Below are 22,256 nucleotides of genomic sequence, written 5' to 3' on the forward strand. Positions count from 1 at the left end.
ACTGCAAAATTGCAACAGATTAAAAAAAAGAACTTTGCGAATCAGCTCAATTATTTATCATTTTGGTTCAAACGGTATTTTGTGGGCGAAATATGGTACTTTTCGCTGAAACTTCTGGTGAAATTGGCAAGATCATTGAATCCGCACTCAAAGGCAATATCAGAAATACGTTCATTAGAAATCGAAAGCAATTCGGCAGCTTTTTCAAGCTTTTTGGTTTTAATATAATTGGCAGGCGTGTCATTGTATAACTTTGCAAATTCCCGTTTGAAAGAAGAAACACTCAGATTATGATGCTGCGCCAGTTTCTTCAAGCGTTAACTGCGAAAATAAATGAGCTTCAATAATCTGTTTGAAGGTATAAGTAGCTGGTGAAAAAAGTTGCGATAATATAACCTGTACCGCTTCTACATTGCTTGTCTGCGAAAGTAAAAGTATAATTTCCTTTAATTTCAGGACTAAAATTTCTTCATTGACCAAAGAAGGATTTTCAAAATAAAAAAGTAATCCTTCAATATATTTTTGAATTAGAAAGTCATTGTTTATCTGTTCAATTGACTTATTTGAGACTATATTTTTTTGTGATTTTAGCAATAAAGGCAATTCTTTGTCATAAATTTTCCTGAGTATATCCGGATGGAAATTAATAATCACGATCTCATTATTATTCCCTAAATTCTCATTGCTTATTTGCTTATCGGAGTTGATGCAATTTTGAAATAGAGAATGTTTTCCCGGAAGATTTATTTTTTCATCATCAAGTTTATACTGCATTTCGCCTTCCAGCATATATAAAAAACAGGCATTATCCGTAATAGGAAAGTCGAATGTAAAAGGTGATTTTAAAACCAATTTATGCAATAACGGTTTTCCGAATAAGTCGTATTTTTTATGGTCGATGATCATAATCCTATAATTTAACTGGCTTTTTTTTCTTGCAAAATTTATACAAACAACAGATTTGATATGGTAAAACAGGAGTAAATTTATTCAAATACTTTTAAAGAAAAAAACTTATGTTTTACAAGTTAAAAATCCTGAAAACCAGAAGGTTTCCAGGATTCTTTATTATTTGAATATCAATTGTAAATTTATTCTTTAATCAATTGTTCAAACGAAGTTGATCCATCTTTTAAAGTGATTTCCAGGTAATAATTTCCGGATTTAAGATCAGAAACATTGATGTCTTTTCCATCCGCTTTTACTGTTTTCACTTTTCTTCCTGTTGATTCAAAAATATCTACAGATTTAATTTTATCTGCATTCTTGAAATTAACCGTTTCTTTTGCAGGATTTGGATATAGAACAACTTTTTTGCTTTCCAAAGCTAAATCATTAGTTCCTAAAACACTTCCCATAGTCAAAGTTGCATATCCTCTGTTTCCACCGCCGTGATATCCTGATGATAATGCCGTTGTAGGACCTTTAGCAAAGAATATATCAATTGAACCTGCTGCATTCGCAATTGCAGTGTCTCCAGAAACCGCCTGCAAGAGATCTTGTAGCAACTACCGTTCTTATTCCTCCCGCTGTAGTATTAGATGTTTGTGTCCAGTCTTGAGATGCATCAGCAGAAGGCGTTACTCCTACTCCACTGAATGTATAATCTCTGTTTGCAGAAGAGTTATAGATAAATCCATCTGCACCACTTGCCATCCCACTGTTTCCGAAGCCGATTCCAAGGTAAGATGTATCTGCACCAGTTACAGTAATTGTAGCCAAAGTTGTTGAAGTGTTCAACTTTACAGTCATTCCGGTTGATCCGAGACTTACTGTTCCTGATGAGAAATTCTGAGCTCCGAGCGAAGTTACAAGAGCCATTGATACCATTAGTAAAACTTTTTTCATATTTTAATTCTTTAAGAGGTTGATTATTTCTTTATTGTTTGTTTGTAGAGCGTATTCAAAGGGAGTTTTTCCCTGTGAATCTTTTATCGATTTATCGGCTTTATATTTCAATAATAATTCTATTAATTCTTTATTACTGAATTTTACTGCCCAGAACAAAGGTGTTGATCCTGTAGCATCCGTGATATTTGGGTTTGCATTTTTGTTTAATAAATGTTCTACCAAATTTTTATTATACTTCACCGAAAGCCCTGCCAAAGCAGTTCCTTCCTGGCTTTTATAATTGACATCTTTTACATTATCCATCAAAAAATCAGCTACTTCCACATTGCCTTTGTAACATGCTAAAATCAATGGTGAAAAGCCGCTTTCATTGGTTTGATTGATAATATCTGGGTTCTGTTTCATCAGTTCTTTTACTTCAGCAACAGTTCCACTTCTTGCAATATCAAAAATAGATTTTGCTTTTTCCTGAGCATAAATTGTGGTAAAACTCAGAAAAATACTCATTATGACAATCAGCTTTTTCATTGTTTTGACAGTATATAATTGTATTGAACATTCACGCTTTCCGCAACTTTTTTCATTACCATTTTCGGGATGGTTACTTTATAATCTGCTGCTTTTGCGACAAAATTTCCCTGCATATAAATTTTCCCGTCTTTAGAATAAATTGTAGCTGCCGAAGTCACCGCTTTATCCACTCCATGGAAGTTTAATGTTCCCTGAACGGTATATTTTTGAGGTGAAGCAGAAAGTTTAGTTTTATCAAAATTTATAATCTTCCCGGTGAAGGTTGTTTTAGGATATTTACCTGTTTCCGCATAACTTTCGTTGAAATGCTCTTCCATTAATTTAGTTTTAAAATGGAAATTTTTAACCACAGAAACCGATGCAAAATCTCCCGTATCGGCATTGATAACACCTACATTGTTGTCATCCTGCGCAAAAACATCCTCAAATAAAGGTACAGACGCTTCGAACGTTACTTTTCCTGTTTTAGACAAATATTTCTGTGCAAAAACAAGGTTGGTGAAAAGCAACGAAACAGTAAGTAATACTAGCTTTTTCATGTTAATTCTTTTAATTTTCGGTAAGCCCATCGGCTTTCCATTTTGTGAAAATATTGATTTGTGATGGTGATAAACTTCCGCCTTGAGGCATTTTCTGAGGATCTCCCGTTGGTCTTCCTATTCTGTCTATGATGTTGTCGATATTATTTTTCACCTGCGTATAGTTCGTCCATGGCTGAAACGAAGCTGCACCTCCCGGAGCATGACAACTGATACAATTGGCATCAATAATAGGTTTCACATCTTTGGCATAGGTTACCTGCTCTGGAATAGGCGTATTATCTGAGATTTCTTCATAGGTTTCTACTTTCACAAGCAACCAATACAATCGCCGATGAAATGATATACATATACTTTTTCATAATTAAAAGACTCTATAAAGATTAAACCCAAAGAAAATCTGTCCTTTCTCCCACTTTCCGGAAGCATTCGTTAAATAACCAATGTCTGAATTGAGCTGAGAATTCGTAAATAATAGCTGGAAAACGTGTCCCCCAGTTTCTAGATCCATCCCCAAAGAGAGCGGATTTTTATAGAAACTGTGATTGTCGAAATTCACAAAATACTCCGCGTTGATGGAGATTCTTTTCGAGATCTTATAACGACCGCCCAATCCTGTGAGGAATTGATTTTTGTCTTCAATTAAGGGTTCGTAAAGATTTTTGTGAACATAAGAAGGCGTTACCTGTAAAGAAAAATCATCACTGAATCTCCTCGAAATTAAAGCCTGCGTAAGATAAGAAAGCCTGTCTCCAAAATGAAGATTGGGATAATTATCTTTGTCAAGATCTGTATTCAAAGCCACAACATTGTACCCGACAATATTCACCGGGAAGTTATCGCTTTGCTTAACTAAATTGTACTTTGCACCACCTTCAAAAGTTTTCTGATTGGTTTCCCGCGACAAGTTTAAAGAAAGACCGTCTGTAACGCCATAAATAACGCCTAATTTGGTTGAGGCATCATCTAATCCGAAGAAATCTTTAAAACCTTTGCTTACATCCCCGAAACGGTGGGCTACCACAATATACCATTCATTTTTTGCAGAAAGCTTGGTGGATTGTCCTGTAACGATCTGCAGTGCTTTAAAGGCTGGTTGGGAAGTTTCGGTGTTTTTGGTTTGAATGGTGTCAATATCTTTCAGCAGATCTTCCTGTGCAAAAGCAAGACCTGAAGCAAACATTGACAAAAATAAGAGAGTTTTTGTCATACACATTTATTTATAAAATATTAGTATGACAAACTTATAGACTTATGATTCCAAAAACGTGTGATAAAAGTCACCGACTAAATTGTTTTTATCAATCATGAATTTAAAACCTTTAAAACATTATTTATTAGTCTTGCCTAACATTTTCATTTACAGGTATTTTTATCCCTTCTTTGGACTGAGAAATTTCTCCTTCATTTTCAACTTTTTTTAAAACACGGCTCACAACTTCTCTTGAAGTCCCCAAACTATTGGCAATTTCTTTATGAGTAAGCTTAATCGGGTTGTTTCCTGTGACCGAAATCTGCTGCTTAATATAGTTTATAACCCTTTTGTCCAGCTTGTGAAAAACGGCATCGTTCACCATATTCATGACATCGATGAATCTTTTTTCGTATTCACCATAAAAAAGTCTGTTGATCTGTGGAAACTTAATCAGCCATTCATGAATAACAGAAACCGGAATCAGCATGACTTCCGAATCTTCTTCCGCAACTGCATAAATTCGGCTTATATAATCGGTGAAAATCGATGAAAACGTCATCAAACAGCTGTCATTTGCTCTCAAATAATAATAAATAAGCTCTCTTCCGTCGTTTAAAGTGAAAACCCTGATCGAGCCTTTAATTAAAAATGGAACAAATTTATTTTTCTGACCTTCTCGTACAATTTCAGTTTTTGCTTTAACATCTGTAATTATGGCGTGCTTATTGAGTTCATTTGAAAAATCGGCACCCAAGAAGCCGAATTTATTGAGAATAAATTGATTATTTATCATATCCGTTATATCATATCTAAAAACAAAGATATAGAATTAGGAAATTCTTATGACAGATTTTTTATCTATTACAGTTATTTAATGATAAGTGGAAATTTTTTTAGATTCTGAATATTTTAACCACCCCGTCAAAAATTCTTTGAATTCACCACCCTCCAAGTTTGATTATGAATATCAAATTGAAATTTTAAGCAAAAAAAATGCCTCAATAAAAATTGAGGCATCTTATGTATGTTTAAGAAAAATCTTAAGCTTGTACGTTGTTTCCACCTAATACGAAAGGCTCAACTTCTTTGATTTCACCAAATTGTTGCTCGTAGTTTGTGATGTTTTGTTGAAGAGCAGAAAGTACTCTTTTAGCGTGAAGAGGAGCAAGAATGATTCTTGATCTTACTTTAGCTTGTTGTACACCCGGCATTAATTGGATGAAATCTACTACGAATTCAGATGGAGAGTGGTTTACCAAAGCAAGGTTTGCATAAACTCCAGCAGCTACCATTTCGTTTAATTCGATGTTGATGTTTCCGTCTTGCGGATTTTGATTGTTGTCCATTGTTATAAAATATTTTTTTTATTCGAAATTTTGAGGTTGTGAAAATATAAAAATAAATCCAAACCTCAAATTTCCGAAACATTAATTTTAGTTAAGATCTTCAAATTCTTTTTTAGAACCTACGATCACATTTTGATATTCCTTAAGACCTGTACCTGCAGGAATTCTGTGTCCTACAATTACATTTTCTTTAAGACCGCTTAAGAAATCTATCTTACCAGCAACCGCCGCTTCATTAAGAACCTTAGTCGTTTCCTGGAATGATGCTGCAGACATGAACGACTTAGTCTGAAGAGCCGCTCTTGTAATACCTTGCAATACAGGTGTTGCTGTAGCTGGTAAAGCTTCTCTTACTTCAACTAAAGCCTGATCTTCACGCTTCAACTTAGAGTTTTCGTCTCTTAGTTCTCTTGCAGTAATCATCTGACCTGGTTGGAATGATTTAGAATCTCCGGCTTCAGTAACTACTTTAAGACCGAATACTCTGTTGTTTTCTTCCAAGAAATCAAATTTATGCTCAAGAGCCCCTTCAAGGAACTGAGTATCACCTCCGTCAACGATAGATACTTTTGTCATCATCTGTCTTACGATGATCTCGAAGTGCTTGTCGTCGATTTTTACCCCTTGTAGACGGTAAACTTCCTGAATTTCGTTTACTAAATATTCCTGAACCGCAGTTGGACCTTTAATTCTTAAGATATCGTCTGGAGTGATTGATCCGTCAGAAAGTGGCGAACCAGCTCTTACGAAGTCATTCTCCTGAACCAAGATCTGGTTTGATAATTTAACTAAATAAATTTTTCTTTCACCAGTTTTTGCCTCAACAATAAGTTCACGGTTACCTCTTTTAATTTTTCCGTAAGAAACTACCCCATCGATCTCTGTAACCACCGCCGGGTTTGAAGGGTTTCTCGCTTCGAATAATTCGGTAACTCTCGGAAGACCTCCGGTGATATCCCCTGTCTTTGCAGCTTTTCTTGGGATCTTGATTAAAACTCTACCGGCTTTAATTTTTTCACCATCGTTTACCATTAAGTGGGCTCCTACCGGTAAGTTGTAGCCTTTCTGCTCAACTCCTTTAGAATCTACCACCTTCAATGTAGGTACGGCTTTCTTATTTCTAGATTCAGAGATTACTTTCTCTTCGAATCCTGTCTGTTCATCAATTTCCAATTGGAATGAAATACCCTGGATGATATCTTCATATTCTACCTTACCAGCGTTTTCTGCAATAATTACCGCGTTATACGGATCCCATTTACAGATAACATCCCCTTTTTTCACTTTATCACCTGCTTTTACAGCTAATATAGATCCGTAAGGTACGTTGGCAATCATTAATGGAGTTTTTGATTCACTCTCAGCAACCAATCTAAATTCTGTTGTACGTGAAACTACTACCTCAGCAGTATTACCGTTTTCATCTTCAGAAGTAATTGTTCTTACCTCATCCAATTCTACGATACCGTCTCTTCTTGCAACAATAGATGGGTTTTCTGAAACGTTTGTAGATACACCCCCTTGGTGGAAAGTTCTCAGTGTTAACTGAGTTCCCGGCTCACCAATAGATTGTGCACCAATTACACCAACAGCTTCACCCATGTGAATAGGCTTACCTGTTGCTAAGTTTCTACCGTAACATTTTGCACAGATTCCTTTCTTAGCTTCACAAGTAAGAGGTGAACGAACTTCAACAGCTTCTAATCCTGTTGCTTCGATTCTCTTAGCCAAAGCTTCGTTGATAATCTGATCTGCTTCAGTGATTAACTCGTCTGTTTCAGGATCATAAATATTGTGTAGAGAAACTCTACCTAAGATTCTTTCAGAGATTTTTTCAACGATCTCGTCATTTTTCTTAAGGGCAGTAACTTCTGTACCTCTTAACGTACCACAGTCGTTTTCTGTAACGATAACATCCTGTGCAACGTCTACCAATCTTCTCGTTAAGTAACCTGCATCGGCAGTCTTAAGAGCGGTATCCGCAAGACCTTTACGAGCACCGTGGGTAGAGATAAAGTATTCTAAGATGGAAAGACCTTCTTTAAAGTTTGCAAGAATCGGGTTTTCGATAATTTCCGCACCGGTAGAACCAGCTTTCTGCGGTTTTGCCATCAAACCTCTCATTCCTGATAACTGACGGATCTGTTCCTTAGAACCCCTTGCTCCAGAATCAAGCATCATGTATACAGAATTGAATCCACCTTGGTCAACCTTCATTCTGCTCATGATCATTTCAGTTAATCCGGCGTTTGTGTTTGTCCAAACGTCAATTACCTGGTTATATCTTTCTGTATCGGTAATTAGACCCATGTTATAGTTGGCTCTAATTTCGTCTACCGTTTCAATAGATGTTGCGATCATTTTCTTTTTCTCAACAGGAACTACGATGTCACCTAATGAGAATGAAAGACCTCCTTTGAATGCATTTGAATACCCTAAGTCTTTCATTGCATCCAAGAACTTCACAGTGGTAGGGAAATCTGTATCAGCAAGTACTTTACCAATAACATTTCTTAATGATTTCTTAGTAAGAAGCTCATTAATATATCCTGACTGCTTAGGAACGATCTGGTTGAATAAGATTCTACCTACAGAAGTTTCAATCAATTTTGTAGTGATTACACCTTCTTCTTTTACTGGTAGTCTACATCTTACTTTAGCGTTCAATGAAACTCTACCTTCTGCATAAGCGATTTCCGCTTCTTCCGGAGAATAGAATGCAAGACCTTCTCCTAATACTTTTTTCTCTTCTGTAGAAGCTAATTCTTTGGTCATGAAATAAAGACCAAGAACCATGTCTTGAGAAGGTACTGTAATTGGAGAACCGTTTGCAGGGTTCAAGATATTCTGAGAACCTAACATCAATAACTGAGCTTCCAAGATCGCTTCAGGACCTAATGGTAAGTGTACCGCCATCTGGTCACCATCGAAATCGGCGTTGAATGCTGTCGTTACTAACGGGTGTAATTGGATTGCCTTACCTTCGATCATCTTAGGTTGGAAAGCCTGAATACCTAGTCTGTGCAAAGTAGGCGCTCTGTTCAATAGAACAGGGTGACCTTTCATTACACCTTCTAAGATATCATATACTACAGGTTCTTTTCTATCAATAATTCTCTTTGCAGATTTTACTGTTTTTACAATCCCTCTTTCAATTAGTTTTCTAATGATGAATGGTTTGTACAATTCCGCAGCCATATCTTTAGGAATACCACATTCGTGAAGCTGTAAGTTTGGACCTACAACAATTACCGAACGCGCCGAGTAATCTACCCTTTTCCCAAGTAAGTTTCTGACGGAAACGACCTTGCTTACCTTTCAATGAATCTGAAAGTGATTTCAATGGTCTGTTTGATTCAGATTTTACTGCAGAAGATTTTCTTGTATTATCAAATAATGAATCTACAGATTCCTGAAGCATACGCTTCTCGTTTCTCAAGATTACTTCAGGAGCTTTAATCTCCAATAGTCTCTTCAAACGGTTGTTTCTGATAATAACTCTTCTGTAAAGGTCATTTAAGTCAGAAGTAGCGAAACGCCCTCCATCCAATGGAACTAATGGTCTTAATTCTGGTGGAATAACAGGAAGTACACGCATAATCATCCACTCTGGTCTGTTGATCATTCTTGTATTAGCACCTCTCAATGCTTCTACTACGTTCAATCTTTTTAGAGCTTCCGTTCTTCTTTGCTTAGAACCTTCGTTGTGAGCTTTGTGTCTCAAGTCGAAAGACAATGCATCAAGATCGATTCTTTTTAACAATTCTTCAACAGCTTCAGCACCCATTTTGGCGATGAATTTGTTTGGATCAGAATCATCAAGATATTGGTTTTCTACAGGAAGAGTTTCCATGATATCAAGGTATTCTTCTTCTGTAAGGAATTCTTTATCTTCAAAATCAGAACCGTCTAATTTTTTAGCAATACCTTGTTGAATCACTACATATCTTTCGTAGTAGATGATCATATCTAATTTCTTAGAAGGAATTCCTAAAAGGTAACCGATTTTGTTTGGTAAAGAACGGAAATACCAGATGTGAGCAATAGGAACAACCAAACCGATGTGTCCGATTCTTTCTCTACGCACTTTCTTTTCCGTAACCTCTACACCACAACGGTCACAAACGATCCCTTTGTAACGAATTCTCTTGTATTTACCACAAGCACATTCGTAATCCTTCACAGGACCAAAGATTTTTTCACAGAACAAACCGTCTCTTTCAGGCTTATGCGTTCTGTAGTTGATAGTTTCCGGCTTAAGAACCTCCCCTCTCGATTCCTGAAGAATCGATTCCGGTGAAGCTAAACCGATGGTTATTTTATTAAATCTACTTGATTTATTTTTATTTGACATTTTTTAGATTTTAGATTTTGGATTATAAATTTTGGATTATAAATTCTGAATTGATTCAAAATTCAACACTCAAAATTTAAAATTATTCCTCAAGTCTTACATCAAGTCCAAGTCCTTGTAACTCGTGAAGTAATACATTGAATGATTCCGGAATACCTGGTTCAGGCATAGATTCACCTTTTGCAATTGCTTCATAAGTTTTTGCTCTACCAATCACGTCATCCGACTTCACAGTAAGGATCTCTCTCAAGATATTTGATGCTCCAAATGCTTCAAGAGCCCAAACCTCCATCTCTCCAAATCTCTGACCTCCGAACTGAGCTTTACCTCCTAACGGCTGTTGAGTAATCAATGAGTAAGGTCCGATAGAACGTGCGTGCATTTTGTCATCAACCATGTGTCCTAATTTCAACATATAGATGATACCTACTGTCGCAGCCTGTGTAAATCTTTCTCCGGTACCTCCATCATAAAGGTGAGTGTGACCGAATTTAGGAACGCCTGCTTTCTCAGTATATTCAGTGATCTGATCAAGAGTTGCCCCATCAAAGATTGGTGTAGCGAACGTCAATCCTAATCTCTGACCAGCCCATCCAAGAACTGTTTCATAGATCTGACCGATGTTCATACGAGAAGGTACCCCAAGTGGATTCAATACGATATCTACCGGTGTTCCGTCTTCTAGGAATGGCATATCTTCTTCACGAACGATTCTTGAAACGATACCTTTGTTACCGTGACGTCCTGCCATTTTATCCCCTACATTCAGCTTACGTTTTTTAGCGATATACACTTTAGCCAACTTCATGATCCCTGCAGGAAGCTCATCACCGATAGAAATTGCGAATTTCTCACGGTTTTTAACTCCTTGAATATCGTTGAATTTGATTTTATAATTGTGAATTAATTGTTTGATTAATTCATTCTTATCATTATCAACCGTCCAATCTGAACCGCTAACGTTTACATAATCTTCAACTGAAGTCAATAATTTGTGAGTGAATTTTACCCCTTTACCGATGATTTCTTCATCTAAGTCATTAGTAACTCCCTGAGAAGTTTTACCGCTAACTAAGGTGTTTAATTTTTCGATTAAAGTATTTCTCAACTCATCAAACTTAGCCTTGTAAGTGTTTTCAATCTCTTCAAGCTTAAGTTTTTCTTCAGTTCTTTTCTTTTTGTCTTTAATATTTCTAGAGAACAATTTTTTGTTGATAACAACACCTCTTAATGAAGAGTCTGCCTTCAATGAAGCATCCTTTACATCACCAGCTTTGTCACCGAAGATTGCTCTTAGTAATTTTTCTTCAGGAGTCGGGTCAGATTCACCTTTTGGAGTGATCTTACCGATCATAATATCTCCAGGCTTCACTTCAGCACCAATTCTGATCATACCGTTTTCGTCAAGATCTTTCGTAGCTTCTTCAGAAACGTTCGGAATATCTGCTGTAAGCTCTTCCATACCTAATTTGGTATCACGAACTTCAAGAGAATACTCATCCACGTGGATTGAAGTAAACCAGTCTTCACGTACAACTTTTTCGTTGATTACAATTGCATCCTCAAAGTTGTATCCTTTCCAAGGCATGAAGGCAACCACTAAGTTTCTACCAAGAGCCAATTCTCCTTTTTCAGTAGCATAACCGTCGCAAAGCACTTGTCCTTTTTGTACCACATCACCTACTCTTACGTTTGGTCTTAGGGTAATTGTAGTACTCTGGTTGGTTTTTCTAAACTTAGTAAGGTTATATGTTTTAGTAGCAGACTCGAATTGTACTAAATTCTCGTCATCACTTCTTTCATATTTAATAGTGATCTTATCAGCATCTACATATTCTACAGTACCTGTACCTTCAGCATTGATCAAAATTCTAGAATCTTTCGCAACTTGTTGTTCCAGACCTGTACCTACGATTGGAGCTTGTGGCTTCAATAGAGGAACTGCCTGACGCATCATGTTTGATCCCATCAATGCACGGTTCGCATCATCATGTTCCAAGAAAGGAATCAATGAAGCTGAAATACCAGAAATCTGGTTTGGTGCAACGTCGATAAGATTAACCTGAGATGGCTCAACTACCGGGTAGTCACCATCCAATCTTGCGATAATTCTGTCTGTTAAGAAATCACCGTTATCACTCAATTCTACGTTTGCCTGAGCAATTACTTTATCTTCTTCGTCTTCTGCATTAAGATAAATAGGGTCTGCGTTAAGATCAATCTTACCATCAGCTACTTTTCTATATGGAGTTTCGATGAAACCAAGTCTGTTGATTTTAGCATAAATACCTAAAGATGAAATCAAACCGATGTTTGGTCCTTCCGGAGTTTCAATCGGGCAAATTCTTCCGTAGTGAGTATGGTGAACGTCACGAACCTCGAAACCTGCTCTTTCTCTTGATAAACCTCCAGGTCCTAGTGCAGAAAGTCTACGCTTGTGCGTGATTTCTGACAATGGATTGGTCTGATCCATAAACTGAGAAAGCTGGTTGGTACCAAAGAATGAGTTAATAACAGACGTTAAAGTTTTAGCATTAACAAGGTCAAGCGGAGTAAATATCTCGTTATCTCTAACGTTCATTCTTTCCTTGATTGTTCTTGCAATTCTAGAAAGACCTACACCGAACTGTCCTGCTAATTGCTCACCTACAGTTTTAATTCTTCTGTTTGATAAGTGGTCGATATCATCAACCTCAGCTTTAGAGTTTACAAGCTCGATTAAGTGTCTTACAATCGCAATGATATCTTCTTTTGTAAGAACCTCAGTTGTAGTCGGGATATTAAGACCTAACTTTTTGTTTAGTCTGTAACGTCCAACTTCACCAAGAGAATATCTTTGCTCAGAGAAGAATAATTTTTCGATAATTCCTCTTGCAGTTTCCTCATCTGGTGGATCTGCATTTCTTAACTGACGGTAAATATACTCTACTGCTTCTTTTTCAGAGTTAGTAGGGTCTTTTTGTAATGTATTCTGAATGATAGAGAATTCGTTAGCATTTTCTTTGTGAATCAAGATAGATTTCACACCTGCATCTATGATAAGATCTAAATGTTCTTTTTCAAGAATAGTTTCTCTGTCTAGGATAATTTCGTTTCTTTCGATAGAAACAACTTCTCCTGTATCTTCGTCTACGAAATCTTCGAACCAAGTGTTCAATACTCTCGCAGCCAATGTTCTTCCTTCCACTTTTTTAAGGGCAGCTTTAGAAACCTTCACTTCTTCCGCAAGGTCGAAGATCTGAAGAATGTCTTTATCAGATTCGAATCCGATAGCTCTTAATAAAGTAGTTAATGGTAATTTTTTCTTACGGTCAATATACGCATACATTACGCTGTTGATATCCGTAGTAAATTCCATCCAAGATCCTTTGAAAGGGATAATTCTTGAATAGTACAATTTTGTTCCGTTTGCGTGGTAAGTCTGTCCGAAGAATACACCAGGTGAACGGTGAAGCTGCGTAACAATAACTCTCTCAGCACCATTGATGATGAAAGATCCACTAGGCGTCATATAAGGAACCGGCCCTAAATATACATCCTGAACTACCGTCTGGAAATCCTCGTGTTCAGGGTCTGTACAATACAATTTAAGTCTTGCTTTAAGAGGTACTGAATACGTCAATCCTCTTTCCACACACTCATCGATTGAATAACGTGGAGAATCTACCAGATAATCTAAGAATTCCAAAACGAATTGGTTTCTAGAATCGGTAATCGGGAAATTTTCCTGGAAGGTTCTGTACAAACCTTCGTCAGTTCTGTCTTCAGGAAGCGTATCAAGCTGGAAAAACTCACTGAAAGACTCGATTTGGATATCCAAGAAGTCTGGAGTGATGATTTTCCCTTTCGCTGAAGAGAAGTTAACTCTCTGATTTCCCCTAATTGTAGGTGTTGTTTTACTCATAAAACTTTTAAGAAAGGTTAAAAAATATTTTGATTTATTAAAAAATATCAGAAAGAAGAAAAAGAGAGCAGAAAAAGCCAAAAGACATTATAATGTTTGGCGCTATTAGAAATAGTCTTTATTTTTTTCTATTGATTCTCAGAATCTTATTCCTAACTGCAACGCTGGTATATCTTTTCACAGTGTAATGCAAAATATTTTTATTACTTTTGAGGCAGAGTCGCCGCAAGATCTATACACACGAAATCCTCTTCATCTTCATGAAAGAGGTGATATTCAATATTTTATAGATTTACAAACAATTATTCGCGCCAAAAGAGGAGCAAAGATACAAAAATTCTCTCACATTACAAAGTAAAATTGCTTCATTTTGAGTAGTTTAAATACTCTAAAGTATGAAGACGCGCTCCACTACTGAATAATTCTCGTTATTTTGAACATCTATTTTCAATATTATTTTTTTGCAAAATTTACAAAGGTTTTTAGACTACTGAATGTTCTTAAGATTCATAAAGGCGTTTTATTCAGCAGAGTTTATACAGATTCTTTAATTGTTTAAGCTTCATTTTAGTTGGTCTTTACTTTTTTCTTATCTCTTGGTCTCGAATTCCCCAAACTTATTTCAAAAGTCATCTGAAAAGGTAGATAAAATAATATTTTACCTGATAATTTTCTGAAAATTTTGTCATCATGGAAGGATCTAAGCAGCGTATTAGAAAATTGCTTGGAGAAATTCGTCTGGATTCTTTCTGGATCACAGATATTGTGAATTTAAACCTTCAAGGTTTTAAAAACCTTGAAGGTTTGTTTTTTTGTAACAGTCGCAAATTCCTAGCCGCGATTGGAGCATTTGTTTGAGCTCATTTTTTTTGTTTATCGGCGCGGCGGCTAAGCCGCCGCGCCGATAAACAAAAAAAATAGCGAGTGCGGAAAGCGGGAAATAGCTCCAAATAAAAAATTTATGCCTAATTACACCAAAATCAATTATTACAGAGCCGAAAGTACTAACGATATATTTAAGGATGAGACGCACAAAAAAAAGCCTGAGCAAATTGCTCAGGCTTCATATTTTTAGGGTAAACCTAGAATTATTTCAATTCTACTTCAGCACCAGCTTCTTCTAATTGCTTCTTAAGAGCTTCAGCTTCGTCTTTAGAGATTCCTGACTTGATAGCAGCAGGAGCTCCGTCTACGATATCTTTAGCTTCTTTAAGACCAGCACCAGTTAAATCTTTTACTAATTTAACGATAGCTAATTTAGAAGCACCTGCAGACTTAAGAATTACGTCGAATTCAGTCTTTTCTTCTACAGCTTCAGCACCAGGACCAGCCATTACTACTGCAGCAGCAGCAGGCTCAATTCCGTACTCATCCTTAAGGATAGTTGCTAATTCGTTTACGTCTTTTACTGTTAAGTTTACTAGCGTTTCAGCTAAATTTTTTAAATCTGACATTGTTGTAATGTTTTTGTTGATTATTTATTTAATTTCTTGAGTGTAATTATTCAGCACTTGGAGTTTCTTCCGTGCTTTCTGCAGCAGGAGCTTCAGGAGCCGCCTCAGCAGGAGTTTCTTCTACAGCAGGTGCAGCAACTTCTTCAGTTGTAGCTTCTACTGCTTCAGATTTGTTTTGAAGAGCAGAAACAACTCTTTGGATTGGAGACTGAAGTAATCCGATGATTTCACCGATCATTTCTTCTCTAGACTTAATGCTTACTAAAGCATCTAGATTGTTGTCACCAACATAGAATGTTTCTTGTACAAAAGCAGACTTCAAAGCCGGCTTCTCTTCTTTTTTTCTAAAGTCTTTGATTAATTTTGCAGGAGCGTTTGCTGTTTCAGCAATCATTAATGCAGAGTTTCCTTTGAATGTTTCGAACATTTCAGAGAAATCAACTCCATCAATCTGCTCCATTGCTTTTTGTAAAAGTGTATTTTTCACCACTTTCACTTTGATATTCTGCTTGAAAGCCTGTCTTCTGAAGTCAGAAGATTTAGCAGCGTTCAAACCGTCTAGATCTGCTACGTAAACTACTTTCGCATCCTGAAGCAAATCTTTGATCTCTTGTATTGCTACAACTTTTTGGTCTTTTGTCATTGTCTTAAGGATTATTATTAGTTAACAGATTTACTATCAATTGCAATACCAGGACTCATTGTAGAAGATAAATAAATACTCTTCACATAAGTTCCTTTTGCAGCAGTTGGTTTCATTTTGATCAATGTAGAAATTAATTCCTGAGCATTTTCTCTGATTTTATCAGCATCGAAAGATACTTTACCGATACCGGCATGGATGATACCATACTTATCTACTTTGAAATCAATTTTACCCGCTTTCACTTCAGTTACTGCTTTACCAATTTCCATAGTTACAGTACCCGATTTAGGGTTAGGCATCAAACCTCTTGGTCCTAATACTCTACCCAAAGGTCCTAATTTACCCATAACAGCCGGCATAGTAACGATAACGTCAACATCTGTCCAACCGTCTTTTATTTTTTGTAAGTACTCGTCTAGACCCACATAATCAGCACCCGCTGCTTTAGCTTCAGCTTCTTTATCCGGAGTTACAAGCGCTAATACTTTAACATCTTTACCAGTTCCGTGAGGAAGAGATACAACACCTCTTACCATTTGGTTTGCTTTTCTTGGATCTACACCCAATCTTACAGCGATATCAACAGAAGCATCAAACTTTGCAGTGTTCACTTCTTTTACAAGAGCTGAACCTTCTTCAAGGTTATAAATTCTTCCTTTTTCTACTTTGCTTAAAGCTTCCTTTTGCTTTTTAGTCAATTTTGCCATTTCTTTAAGTATTAAGCGTTAAAAGTTGGTTTAGTTCCTGTTACTCTTAATCCCATAGATCTAGCAGTACCTGCAACCATAGAAACTGCAGAATCCATTGTAAAGCAGTTAAGGTCAGTCATCTTGTCTTCAGCGATCTTCTGAACCTGAGCCCAAGATACAGCACCTACTTTGTTTCTGTTTGGTTCTCCAGAGCCACCTTTGATTTTAGCTGCATCCATTAACTGGATTGCTGCAGGAGGAGTTTTAATTACGAATTCAAAAGATTTGTCTTCGTATACTGTAATTACTACAGGTAAAACTTGTCCTGGCTTATCTTGGGTTCTTCCGTTAAATTGCTTACAAAACTCCATGATGTTCACACCTGCAGAACCCAATGCTGGACCTACTGGTGGAGAAGGGTTAGCTGCGCCACCTTTCACCTGAAGTTTTACCATTTTAAAGACTTTTTTAGCCATTGTTTGTTTTTTAAATTTGAATAATTAATGAGTTTGGAAGCATTTATTATTCAGTAGGTTACCGCACTCACATAAAGTAAGCCTACTTTTCGGACTGCAAAATTATGAAATTATTTTTAATTGACAAATAGTTAACTCATTAAAATTCAGAAATAATATGAAATATTTTTAAATCTGATTGAATAAATGAATAATTAAAGAAAAATCTTTGAGACCTTAAAAATTCAAGGTCTTGATCTTTCTTACACTTTATAAAAATCAAAAGAACTTGGGAGTCAGTTTTCTTAAAGGGAACACCACTCCTATTCTTAGTTGGTCGTAAGGGAAATATTGTATTCCGTGTTGAAACTGGAGAAACCAAATTGTTTGATTCTTAGTGCTAAAGTTTAGTTTTGACGCAAAAATCATCGGTCGGTCTCCATAATCTTCCACTCTTTTAATCCAGCCATTATACCCTGAAAATGTATTTTCCCAGCTTATATTTTTATGTTTTAAAATTAATTTTACTCCATACATTACGGTATCATCCTGCACATTCTTATTCGGAGTTTGTACATCCCATGAGAAAAAACCAAGATCTGAAACAAGCCGCATTTCATCAATAAAAAAATTGTTGATTGTAAATGATTTGCCGATTTCAACATCAAAATAATATCCTGCAGTATTAAAAAAACGTCGGTTCTTATAATCACTTCCGGAAGCTGTTTTTAGTGTTGCATTTAAAATTATTGCAGGTTTAGACTTTCCTTCAGACAGTAATTTAATTCTTGTCTGTATATAGAAATCACCCGTTGCAGTCCCTTTATTCTTACTCATTCGTCTCCTTAAAAGAATCTCATCTGATACAGAATAATGTTCTATAAGCGTTTTCCATACTTTTACAGAAATTCTTTCTTTAATAAGAGGAACTTCGATTTTGGTAAGGTTTGAAATAGTTTCATCACCATATCCAAAATAATAATCTCCTGTAATGCTAACTTGTGTAAATTCAGGAATCGTGGCTTCGGTAAATTCAGGAACGGGATTGGCATTGGGACCAAAATAATTGGAAGTATGGTGAATAAGATTTTGTGAAAAACACCATTGAAGAAGTAATAAAAAAGATAATATCAAGAGCTTTTTCATAGTTTTTAGTTTATATAAAAATAAGAAAAAGCTTACAGATGCTTCAAATATATTTACCCTGCAATTAAAAACTACATAAAGCAAAAAGACCAATCATTTCTGACTGGTCTTTATAATTTTATTTTGAAAAGTTGTTACACTTTTTCTACCTGCATATAGCTAAGCTCCATTGGAGTTTTTCTACCGAAGATAAGAACAGAAACTTCAATTTTCTTTTTATCTTCAAGAATTTTTTCAACTGTACCGTTGAATCCGTTGAATGGTCCGTCAATTACTTTAACGTTTTCACCTACAATGTAAGGAATTTCAACGTCACTTGCGAATTCTGATAACTCATCCATTCTACCAAGCATTCTGTTCACTTCTGATTTTCTCATCGGAACAGGATCTCCTCCTTTTGTTAAACTTAAAAAAGAAATAACTCCGGGAATATTCTTAATAGCGTGAGGAATTTCCCCCATCAGTTCAGCTTCAATCATTAAGTATCCAGGATAGTAAGGTCTTTCTTTAGGAACTTTTTTACCGTTTCTGATCTGAATAACCTTTTCCATAGGAATAACCACCTGAGTAACGTACTGCTCAAACCCTAAACGTTTGATTTCTGTCTCAATATAGTTTTTCACTTTATTTTCCTGTCCGCTGATTGCTTTCAGCACATACCATTTCAATTCGCTCATTATGGGAAAATACTTTTATTATTAATTGAACAAGTTGATTAGCATTCCTATTATGTTGCTGACTGCTTTAGAAAACAACTCGTCAACACCAAACGTAAATAATGCCAGAATTACTGTTGCAATAGTAACTACAATTGTAGAAGACTGCAAATCAGACCATTTTGGCCATTCAACTTTATGTCTGAATTCGTTATAAGAACCTTTTAAAAAATTGATTAATGAACTCATTATTTTCTTTTTGCACGGGCACAAGGATTCGAACCCTGATCAACGGTGTTGGAGACCGGTATCCTACCATTGGACGATGCCCGTAGATTAAAAGTTCCGTAAGTTTCCTTACGGAACTTTAATTTATTTTAAGATGATTAGTCTAAGATTTCAGTAACCTGACCTGAACCAACTGTTCTACCTCCTTCTCTGATCGCAAATCTAAGACCTACGTTAAGAGCGATTGGTTGTAACAATTCTACAGTGATCTCTAAGTTATCACCAGGCATTACCATTTCTACACCTTCTGGTAAGAAGATCTCACCTGTAACGTCTGTAGTTCTTACGTAGAACTGAGGACGGTATTTGTTGTGGAATGGAGTGTGACGTCCACCTTCTTCTTTAGAAAGGATATAAACTGAAGCTTTGAATTTCTTGTGAGGCTTCACAGAATCTTTCTTAGCGATTACCATACCTCTCTTGATGTCAGTTTTTTCAATACCTCTCAACAATAGACCTACGTTATCTCCAGCTTCACCTCTATCAAGGATTTTTCTGAACATCTCAACTCCTGTAATAGTAGAAGTTAATTTTTCTTCACCCATACCGATGATATCAACAGGATCACCTGTATTGATAATACCAGCTTCGATTCTACCAGTTGCAACAGTACCTCTACCTGTAATAGAGAATACGTCTTCGATTGGCATCAAGAATGGCTTATCAGTATCTCTTGGTGGTTGCTCGATCCAAGTATCAACAGCATCCATTAATTCTTCAACAGATTTGAACCACTTATCTTCTGTGTTAACAGGAGTTGCAGTAGCAGCAGTAAGTGCACCTAATGCAGAACCTTGAATAACTGGAGAGTTATCTCCGTCAAAGTCATAAGTAGACAATAAGTCTCTAAGTTCCATTTCAACAAGCTCTAATAATTCAGCATCGTCTACCATGTCAACTTTGTTCATGAAAACAACAATTCTAGGTACGTTTACCTGACGGCAAAGCAAGATGTGTTCTCTAGTTTGAGGCATTGGTCCGTCAGTTGCAGCACATACTACGATTGCTCCATCCATTTGAGCAGCACCAGTTACCATGTTTTTTACGTAATCCGCGTGACCTGGACAGTCAACGTGAGCGTAATGTCTGTTTACAGTTTCATACTCGATGTGAGCAGTATTGATAGTGATTCCTCTTTCTTTTTCTTCTGGAGCAGAGTCAATAGCAGAGAAATCTTTTTTCTCAGCAAGACCTTTGCTAGCTAATACAGCAGAAATTGCAGCTGTAAGTGTTGTTTTACCATGGTCAACGTGACCAATAGTACCAATGTTCAAGTGTGGTTTGTTACGATTAAACGTTTCCTTTGCCATGATTTAAATTATTTTATTTATTGTTTTTCAAATTTTCGGTGTGCAAATATAATGAATTTTTAAATACCAAAAACTTTTTCTTAAAAAAAGTTTCAATATTCATATTCAATGATGTGCAAACATTATACTTCAACGTATTGAGACTGCAAATTTACACATTTTTCTTAATTGAAAAAATCCTTGTTCTATGTTTTCTGAAAATAAAATCGAATCCTCTTAATAATCAGTACATAAGGGAAAAATAAATATTACTCGTAATCGAAAAGTGTTAAAAATTAAAACAATAAATCTAAATCTCATCCGCTCTCGTATATAAAAAACACAACCTAAATAAATATTATGAAAAAACTATTACACCTATCTCTGGCATTATTCGCATCAGTTATTTTATTCTCCTGTGATGATTCTGATGATATGAATATGGCAGAAAACAATAATAATACCGTACAAGGACCTGATCTTCTGGTTTACGGAATTACCAATGCCAATGAACTGGTTGCATTCAATGCTAAAAACCCAACCATGTCGATTTCTAAAACCGCTGTAACAGGAGTTGCTTCAGGTGAAAAACTGATGAGCATTGATTTCAGACCTTCTACAGGCGAATTGTATGCTTTATCTAATGCAAGTAAATTGTATATCATTAATACAGCGAGTGCATCTGCAAGAATTGTAAATTCTACGGCGTTCAGTCCTGCGATATCCGGAACTATTGCATCTATCGATTTTAATCCGACAGTTGACCGCATCCGTTTGGTAAGCAATACAGGGCAAAACCTTCGTTTGCATCCGGAAACAGGAGCAACTGCCGCAATGGATACCAATATTTCAGGTTCTGGAACTCCTATGATTTCAGGAATTGCCTACACCAACAGCAAAGCCGGAGCTGCTTCTACTGTTCTATATGATATTGATATGTCTTCAGGGAAATTATTTAAACAAGATCCTCCCAACAACGGAACATTGGTAGAAGTGGGAAGTTTGGGAACAACTTTTACAGGACAGGCTGCTTTTGATATTCATCCTGATAACAGTGTGGCATTATTGGCTCTAAATGATAAACTTCATTTATTAGACATCAGCAACGGAAAAACAAGTGTGATCGGTTCTCTTCAACATCCTGTCATAGATCTCGCCATTCCGACGGAAGCTGTTGCTTATGCTGTGGATAATTCAAATAACCTTCAAATATTCAATCCTAACAGTCCGATGCCGGTTTCAAAAACAATTGCAGGATTACAGAGCGGTGAAAATATTTTAGGAATTGATTTTCGTCCTTTAAACGGACAATTATACGCTTTAGGAAGCTCAAGCAGAATTTATACAATTAATTTAGGAACAGGCGCAGCAACCGCTGTTGGAACTACTCCTTTCACAACATTATTATCAGGAACAGATTTCGGATTTGATTTTAATCCAAGTGTCGACAAAATAAGAGTGGTGAGCAACACAGGGCAAAATCTTCGTTTAGATCCTGTTACCGGAGGAATTACAGCTGTAGATACTACAATTAATCCTGCCGGTGCCATGATAAGCGCTGCAGCTTATACCAATAACTTTGCAGGAACAACCGCTACTACTCTATTTGTGATCGATCATAATACGGATAAATTATATCAGCAAAACCCTCCCAATAACGGAACGTTGGTAGAAACAGGTTCTTTAGGAATCAATCTTACCAATGCCAATGGTTTTGATATCGGAAGCATGAGTCAAAAAGCTTATTTAATGGCTTCTGTAGGTTCAGCTACAAAAATTTATACGGTGAATACCACAACAGGAGCGGCAACTTCACTTGCTGATTATCCCAATACTGTAAAAGCTTTCGCAGTGGGACTAGGATTTTAAACTCATAATATTTTATTTCAATAATGGAGAAGCGCGGAAAACTT

Annotated in this window: 21 protein-coding genes, 1 tRNA gene and 1 pseudogene; 2 read left to right on the plus strand and 21 right to left on the minus strand. The window is 36.3% G+C overall.

Translation table 11 applies throughout. The features are described 5' to 3' along the window. Positions 1 to 50: 50 nt before the first annotated feature. The 12 genes and pseudogenes from J3D55_RS21005 to rpoB form a co-directional block, all read right to left on the minus strand. Positions 51 to 314, minus strand: a complete 264-nt coding sequence (locus J3D55_RS21005; protein WP_259134457.1) for a helix-turn-helix domain-containing protein — start codon at positions 312 to 314, stop codon at positions 51 to 53. Beyond that, positions 289 to 906: an AraC family transcriptional regulator gene (locus J3D55_RS21010; RefSeq protein WP_259134460.1), complete on the minus strand. Its 618-nt coding sequence runs from the start codon at positions 904 to 906 to the stop codon at positions 289 to 291. The genes J3D55_RS21005 and J3D55_RS21010 overlap by 26 nt, the downstream gene beginning before the upstream one ends. 185 nt (positions 907 to 1,091) lie before the next feature. Beyond that, complete coding sequence (locus J3D55_RS21015) at positions 1,092 to 1,508, minus strand: T9SS type A sorting domain-containing protein (RefSeq protein ID WP_259134462.1); 417 nt, start codon at positions 1,506 to 1,508, stop codon at positions 1,092 to 1,094. Continuing rightward, positions 1,441 to 1,848 carry a DOMON domain-containing protein gene (locus tag J3D55_RS21020; RefSeq protein WP_259134483.1) on the minus strand — a complete coding sequence of 136 codons (408 nt, stop codon included), beginning with the start codon at positions 1,846 to 1,848 and terminating at the stop codon, positions 1,441 to 1,443. The genes J3D55_RS21015 and J3D55_RS21020 overlap by 68 nt, the downstream gene beginning before the upstream one ends. A gap of 3 nt (positions 1,849 to 1,851) precedes the next feature. Then, positions 1,852 to 2,379 carry an ankyrin repeat domain-containing protein gene (locus J3D55_RS21025; RefSeq protein WP_259134485.1) on the minus strand — a complete coding sequence of 176 codons (528 nt, stop codon included), beginning with the start codon at positions 2,377 to 2,379 and terminating at the stop codon, positions 1,852 to 1,854. After that, on the minus strand, positions 2,376 to 2,921 hold the full coding sequence (locus tag J3D55_RS21030; protein ID WP_259134487.1) for a YceI family protein: 546 nt from the start codon (positions 2,919 to 2,921) through the stop codon (positions 2,376 to 2,378). Before J3D55_RS21030 ends, J3D55_RS21025 begins: the two co-directional genes overlap by 4 nt. 10 nt (positions 2,922 to 2,931) lie before the next feature. After that, complete coding sequence (locus J3D55_RS21035) at positions 2,932 to 3,234, minus strand: c-type cytochrome (RefSeq protein ID WP_259134489.1); 303 nt, start codon at positions 3,232 to 3,234, stop codon at positions 2,932 to 2,934. 51 nt (positions 3,235 to 3,285) lie between these two features. Continuing rightward, positions 3,286 to 4,131: a DUF5777 family beta-barrel protein gene (locus tag J3D55_RS21040; RefSeq protein WP_259134491.1), complete on the minus strand. Its 846-nt coding sequence runs from the start codon at positions 4,129 to 4,131 to the stop codon at positions 3,286 to 3,288. Positions 4,132 to 4,258: 127 nt separating this feature from the next. Beyond that, entirely contained in the window at positions 4,259 to 4,909 is a 651-nt protein-coding gene (locus J3D55_RS21045; protein ID WP_259134494.1) for a Crp/Fnr family transcriptional regulator, read from the minus strand. A gap of 247 nt (positions 4,910 to 5,156) precedes the next feature. Further along, positions 5,157 to 5,462 (minus strand): DUF3467 domain-containing protein, encoded by a 306-nt coding sequence (locus J3D55_RS21050; RefSeq protein ID WP_034702050.1) that lies wholly within the window; start codon positions 5,460 to 5,462, stop codon positions 5,157 to 5,159. An 87-nt stretch (positions 5,463 to 5,549) separates the two neighbouring features. Then, positions 5,550 to 9,816, minus strand: a pseudogene (gene rpoC, locus J3D55_RS21055) (DNA-directed RNA polymerase subunit beta'). Positions 9,817 to 9,898: 82 nt separating this feature from the next. Then, positions 9,899 to 13,720 (minus strand): DNA-directed RNA polymerase subunit beta, encoded by a 3,822-nt coding sequence (gene rpoB / locus J3D55_RS21060; RefSeq protein ID WP_259134499.1) that lies wholly within the window; start codon positions 13,718 to 13,720, stop codon positions 9,899 to 9,901. A gap of 690 nt (positions 13,721 to 14,410) precedes the next feature. Between rpoB and J3D55_RS21065 the strand changes: the two genes are divergently transcribed. Next, complete coding sequence (locus J3D55_RS21065; RefSeq protein ID WP_259134501.1) at positions 14,411 to 14,578, plus strand: hypothetical protein; 168 nt, start codon at positions 14,411 to 14,413, stop codon at positions 14,576 to 14,578. Positions 14,579 to 14,808: 230 nt separating this feature from the next. Here J3D55_RS21065 and rplL read toward each other — a convergent pair whose 3' ends face one another. From rplL to tuf, 9 genes are all read right to left on the minus strand, one after another. After that, entirely contained in the window at positions 14,809 to 15,174 is a 366-nt protein-coding gene (gene rplL / locus J3D55_RS21070) for a 50S ribosomal protein L7/L12 (protein WP_259134503.1), read from the minus strand. A 46-nt stretch (positions 15,175 to 15,220) separates the two neighbouring features. Next, entirely contained in the window at positions 15,221 to 15,817 is a 597-nt protein-coding gene (gene rplJ, locus J3D55_RS21075) for a 50S ribosomal protein L10 (RefSeq protein WP_259134505.1), read from the minus strand. A gap of 17 nt (positions 15,818 to 15,834) precedes the next feature. Further along, positions 15,835 to 16,527: a 50S ribosomal protein L1 gene (gene rplA / locus J3D55_RS21080; protein ID WP_259134507.1), complete on the minus strand. Its 693-nt coding sequence runs from the start codon at positions 16,525 to 16,527 to the stop codon at positions 15,835 to 15,837. A gap of 11 nt (positions 16,528 to 16,538) precedes the next feature. Further along, positions 16,539 to 16,985: a 50S ribosomal protein L11 gene (gene rplK, locus J3D55_RS21085; RefSeq protein ID WP_034679146.1), complete on the minus strand. Its 447-nt coding sequence runs from the start codon at positions 16,983 to 16,985 to the stop codon at positions 16,539 to 16,541. Positions 16,986 to 17,243: 258 nt separating this feature from the next. Continuing rightward, positions 17,244 to 18,110 (minus strand): hypothetical protein, encoded by an 867-nt coding sequence (locus J3D55_RS21090; protein ID WP_259134515.1) that lies wholly within the window; start codon positions 18,108 to 18,110, stop codon positions 17,244 to 17,246. 134 nt (positions 18,111 to 18,244) lie between these two features. Then, positions 18,245 to 18,787: a transcription termination/antitermination protein NusG gene (nusG, locus tag J3D55_RS21095; protein WP_259134529.1), complete on the minus strand. Its 543-nt coding sequence runs from the start codon at positions 18,785 to 18,787 to the stop codon at positions 18,245 to 18,247. Positions 18,788 to 18,808: 21 nt separating this feature from the next. Next, on the minus strand, positions 18,809 to 19,015 hold the full coding sequence (gene secE / locus J3D55_RS21100) for a preprotein translocase subunit SecE (protein ID WP_047399906.1): 207 nt from the start codon (positions 19,013 to 19,015) through the stop codon (positions 18,809 to 18,811). A 13-nt stretch (positions 19,016 to 19,028) separates the two neighbouring features. Next, positions 19,029 to 19,099 (minus strand) — tRNA-Trp (locus J3D55_RS21105). 53 nt (positions 19,100 to 19,152) lie between these two features. Then, positions 19,153 to 20,364 carry an elongation factor Tu gene (gene tuf, locus J3D55_RS21110; RefSeq protein WP_259134533.1) on the minus strand — a complete coding sequence of 404 codons (1,212 nt, stop codon included), beginning with the start codon at positions 20,362 to 20,364 and terminating at the stop codon, positions 19,153 to 19,155. Between the two features lie 339 nt (positions 20,365 to 20,703). On the opposite strand from tuf, the gene J3D55_RS21115 reads away from it, so the two are divergent. Further along, the gene (locus J3D55_RS21115; RefSeq protein WP_259134536.1) at positions 20,704 to 22,212 is read left to right on the plus strand and encodes a DUF4394 domain-containing protein; all 1,509 of its coding nucleotides are present in this window, start codon (positions 20,704 to 20,706) and stop codon (positions 22,210 to 22,212) included. Positions 22,213 to 22,256 lie beyond the last annotated feature (44 nt).

This window comes from Chryseobacterium ginsenosidimutans, assembly GCF_024807225.1.
Classification (GTDB): Bacteria; Bacteroidota; Bacteroidia; order Flavobacteriales; family Weeksellaceae; genus Chryseobacterium; species Chryseobacterium ginsenosidimutans.

Coding starts and splice junctions, on each gene's coding strand:
- J3D55_RS21010 (WP_259134460.1), bottom strand. CDS start 906: ATGATCATCGACCATAAAAAATACGACTTATTCGGAAAACCGTTATTG.
- J3D55_RS21020 (WP_259134483.1), bottom strand. CDS start 1,848: ATGAAAAAAGTTTTACTAATGGTATCAATGGCTCTTGTAACTTCGCTC.
- J3D55_RS21025 (WP_259134485.1), bottom strand. CDS start 2,379: ATGAAAAAGCTGATTGTCATAATGAGTATTTTTCTGAGTTTTACCACA.
- J3D55_RS21030 (WP_259134487.1), bottom strand. CDS start 2,921: ATGAAAAAGCTAGTATTACTTACTGTTTCGTTGCTTTTCACCAACCTT.
- J3D55_RS21040 (WP_259134491.1), bottom strand. CDS start 4,131: ATGACAAAAACTCTCTTATTTTTGTCAATGTTTGCTTCAGGTCTTGCT.
- J3D55_RS21045 (WP_259134494.1), bottom strand. CDS start 4,909: ATGATAAATAATCAATTTATTCTCAATAAATTCGGCTTCTTGGGTGCC.
- J3D55_RS21050 (WP_034702050.1), bottom strand. CDS start 5,462: ATGGACAACAATCAAAATCCGCAAGACGGAAACATCAACATCGAATTA.
- rpoB (WP_259134499.1), bottom strand. CDS start 13,720: ATGAGTAAAACAACACCTACAATTAGGGGAAATCAGAGAGTTAACTTC.
- J3D55_RS21065 (WP_259134501.1), top strand. CDS start 14,411: ATGGAAGGATCTAAGCAGCGTATTAGAAAATTGCTTGGAGAAATTCGT.
- rplL (WP_259134503.1), bottom strand. CDS start 15,174: ATGTCAGATTTAAAAAATTTAGCTGAAACGCTAGTAAACTTAACAGTA.
- rplJ (WP_259134505.1), bottom strand. CDS start 15,817: ATGACAAAAGACCAAAAAGTTGTAGCAATACAAGAGATCAAAGATTTG.
- rplA (WP_259134507.1), bottom strand. CDS start 16,527: ATGGCAAAATTGACTAAAAAGCAAAAGGAAGCTTTAAGCAAAGTAGAA.
- rplK (WP_034679146.1), bottom strand. CDS start 16,985: ATGGCTAAAAAAGTCTTTAAAATGGTAAAACTTCAGGTGAAAGGTGGC.
- J3D55_RS21090 (WP_259134515.1), bottom strand. CDS start 18,110: ATGAAAAAGCTCTTGATATTATCTTTTTTATTACTTCTTCAATGGTGT.
- nusG (WP_259134529.1), bottom strand. CDS start 18,787: ATGAGCGAATTGAAATGGTATGTGCTGAAAGCAATCAGCGGACAGGAA.
- secE (WP_047399906.1), bottom strand. CDS start 19,015: ATGAGTTCATTAATCAATTTTTTAAAAGGTTCTTATAACGAATTCAGA.
- tuf (WP_259134533.1), bottom strand. CDS start 20,364: ATGGCAAAGGAAACGTTTAATCGTAACAAACCACACTTGAACATTGGT.
- J3D55_RS21115 (WP_259134536.1), top strand. CDS start 20,704: ATGAAAAAACTATTACACCTATCTCTGGCATTATTCGCATCAGTTATT.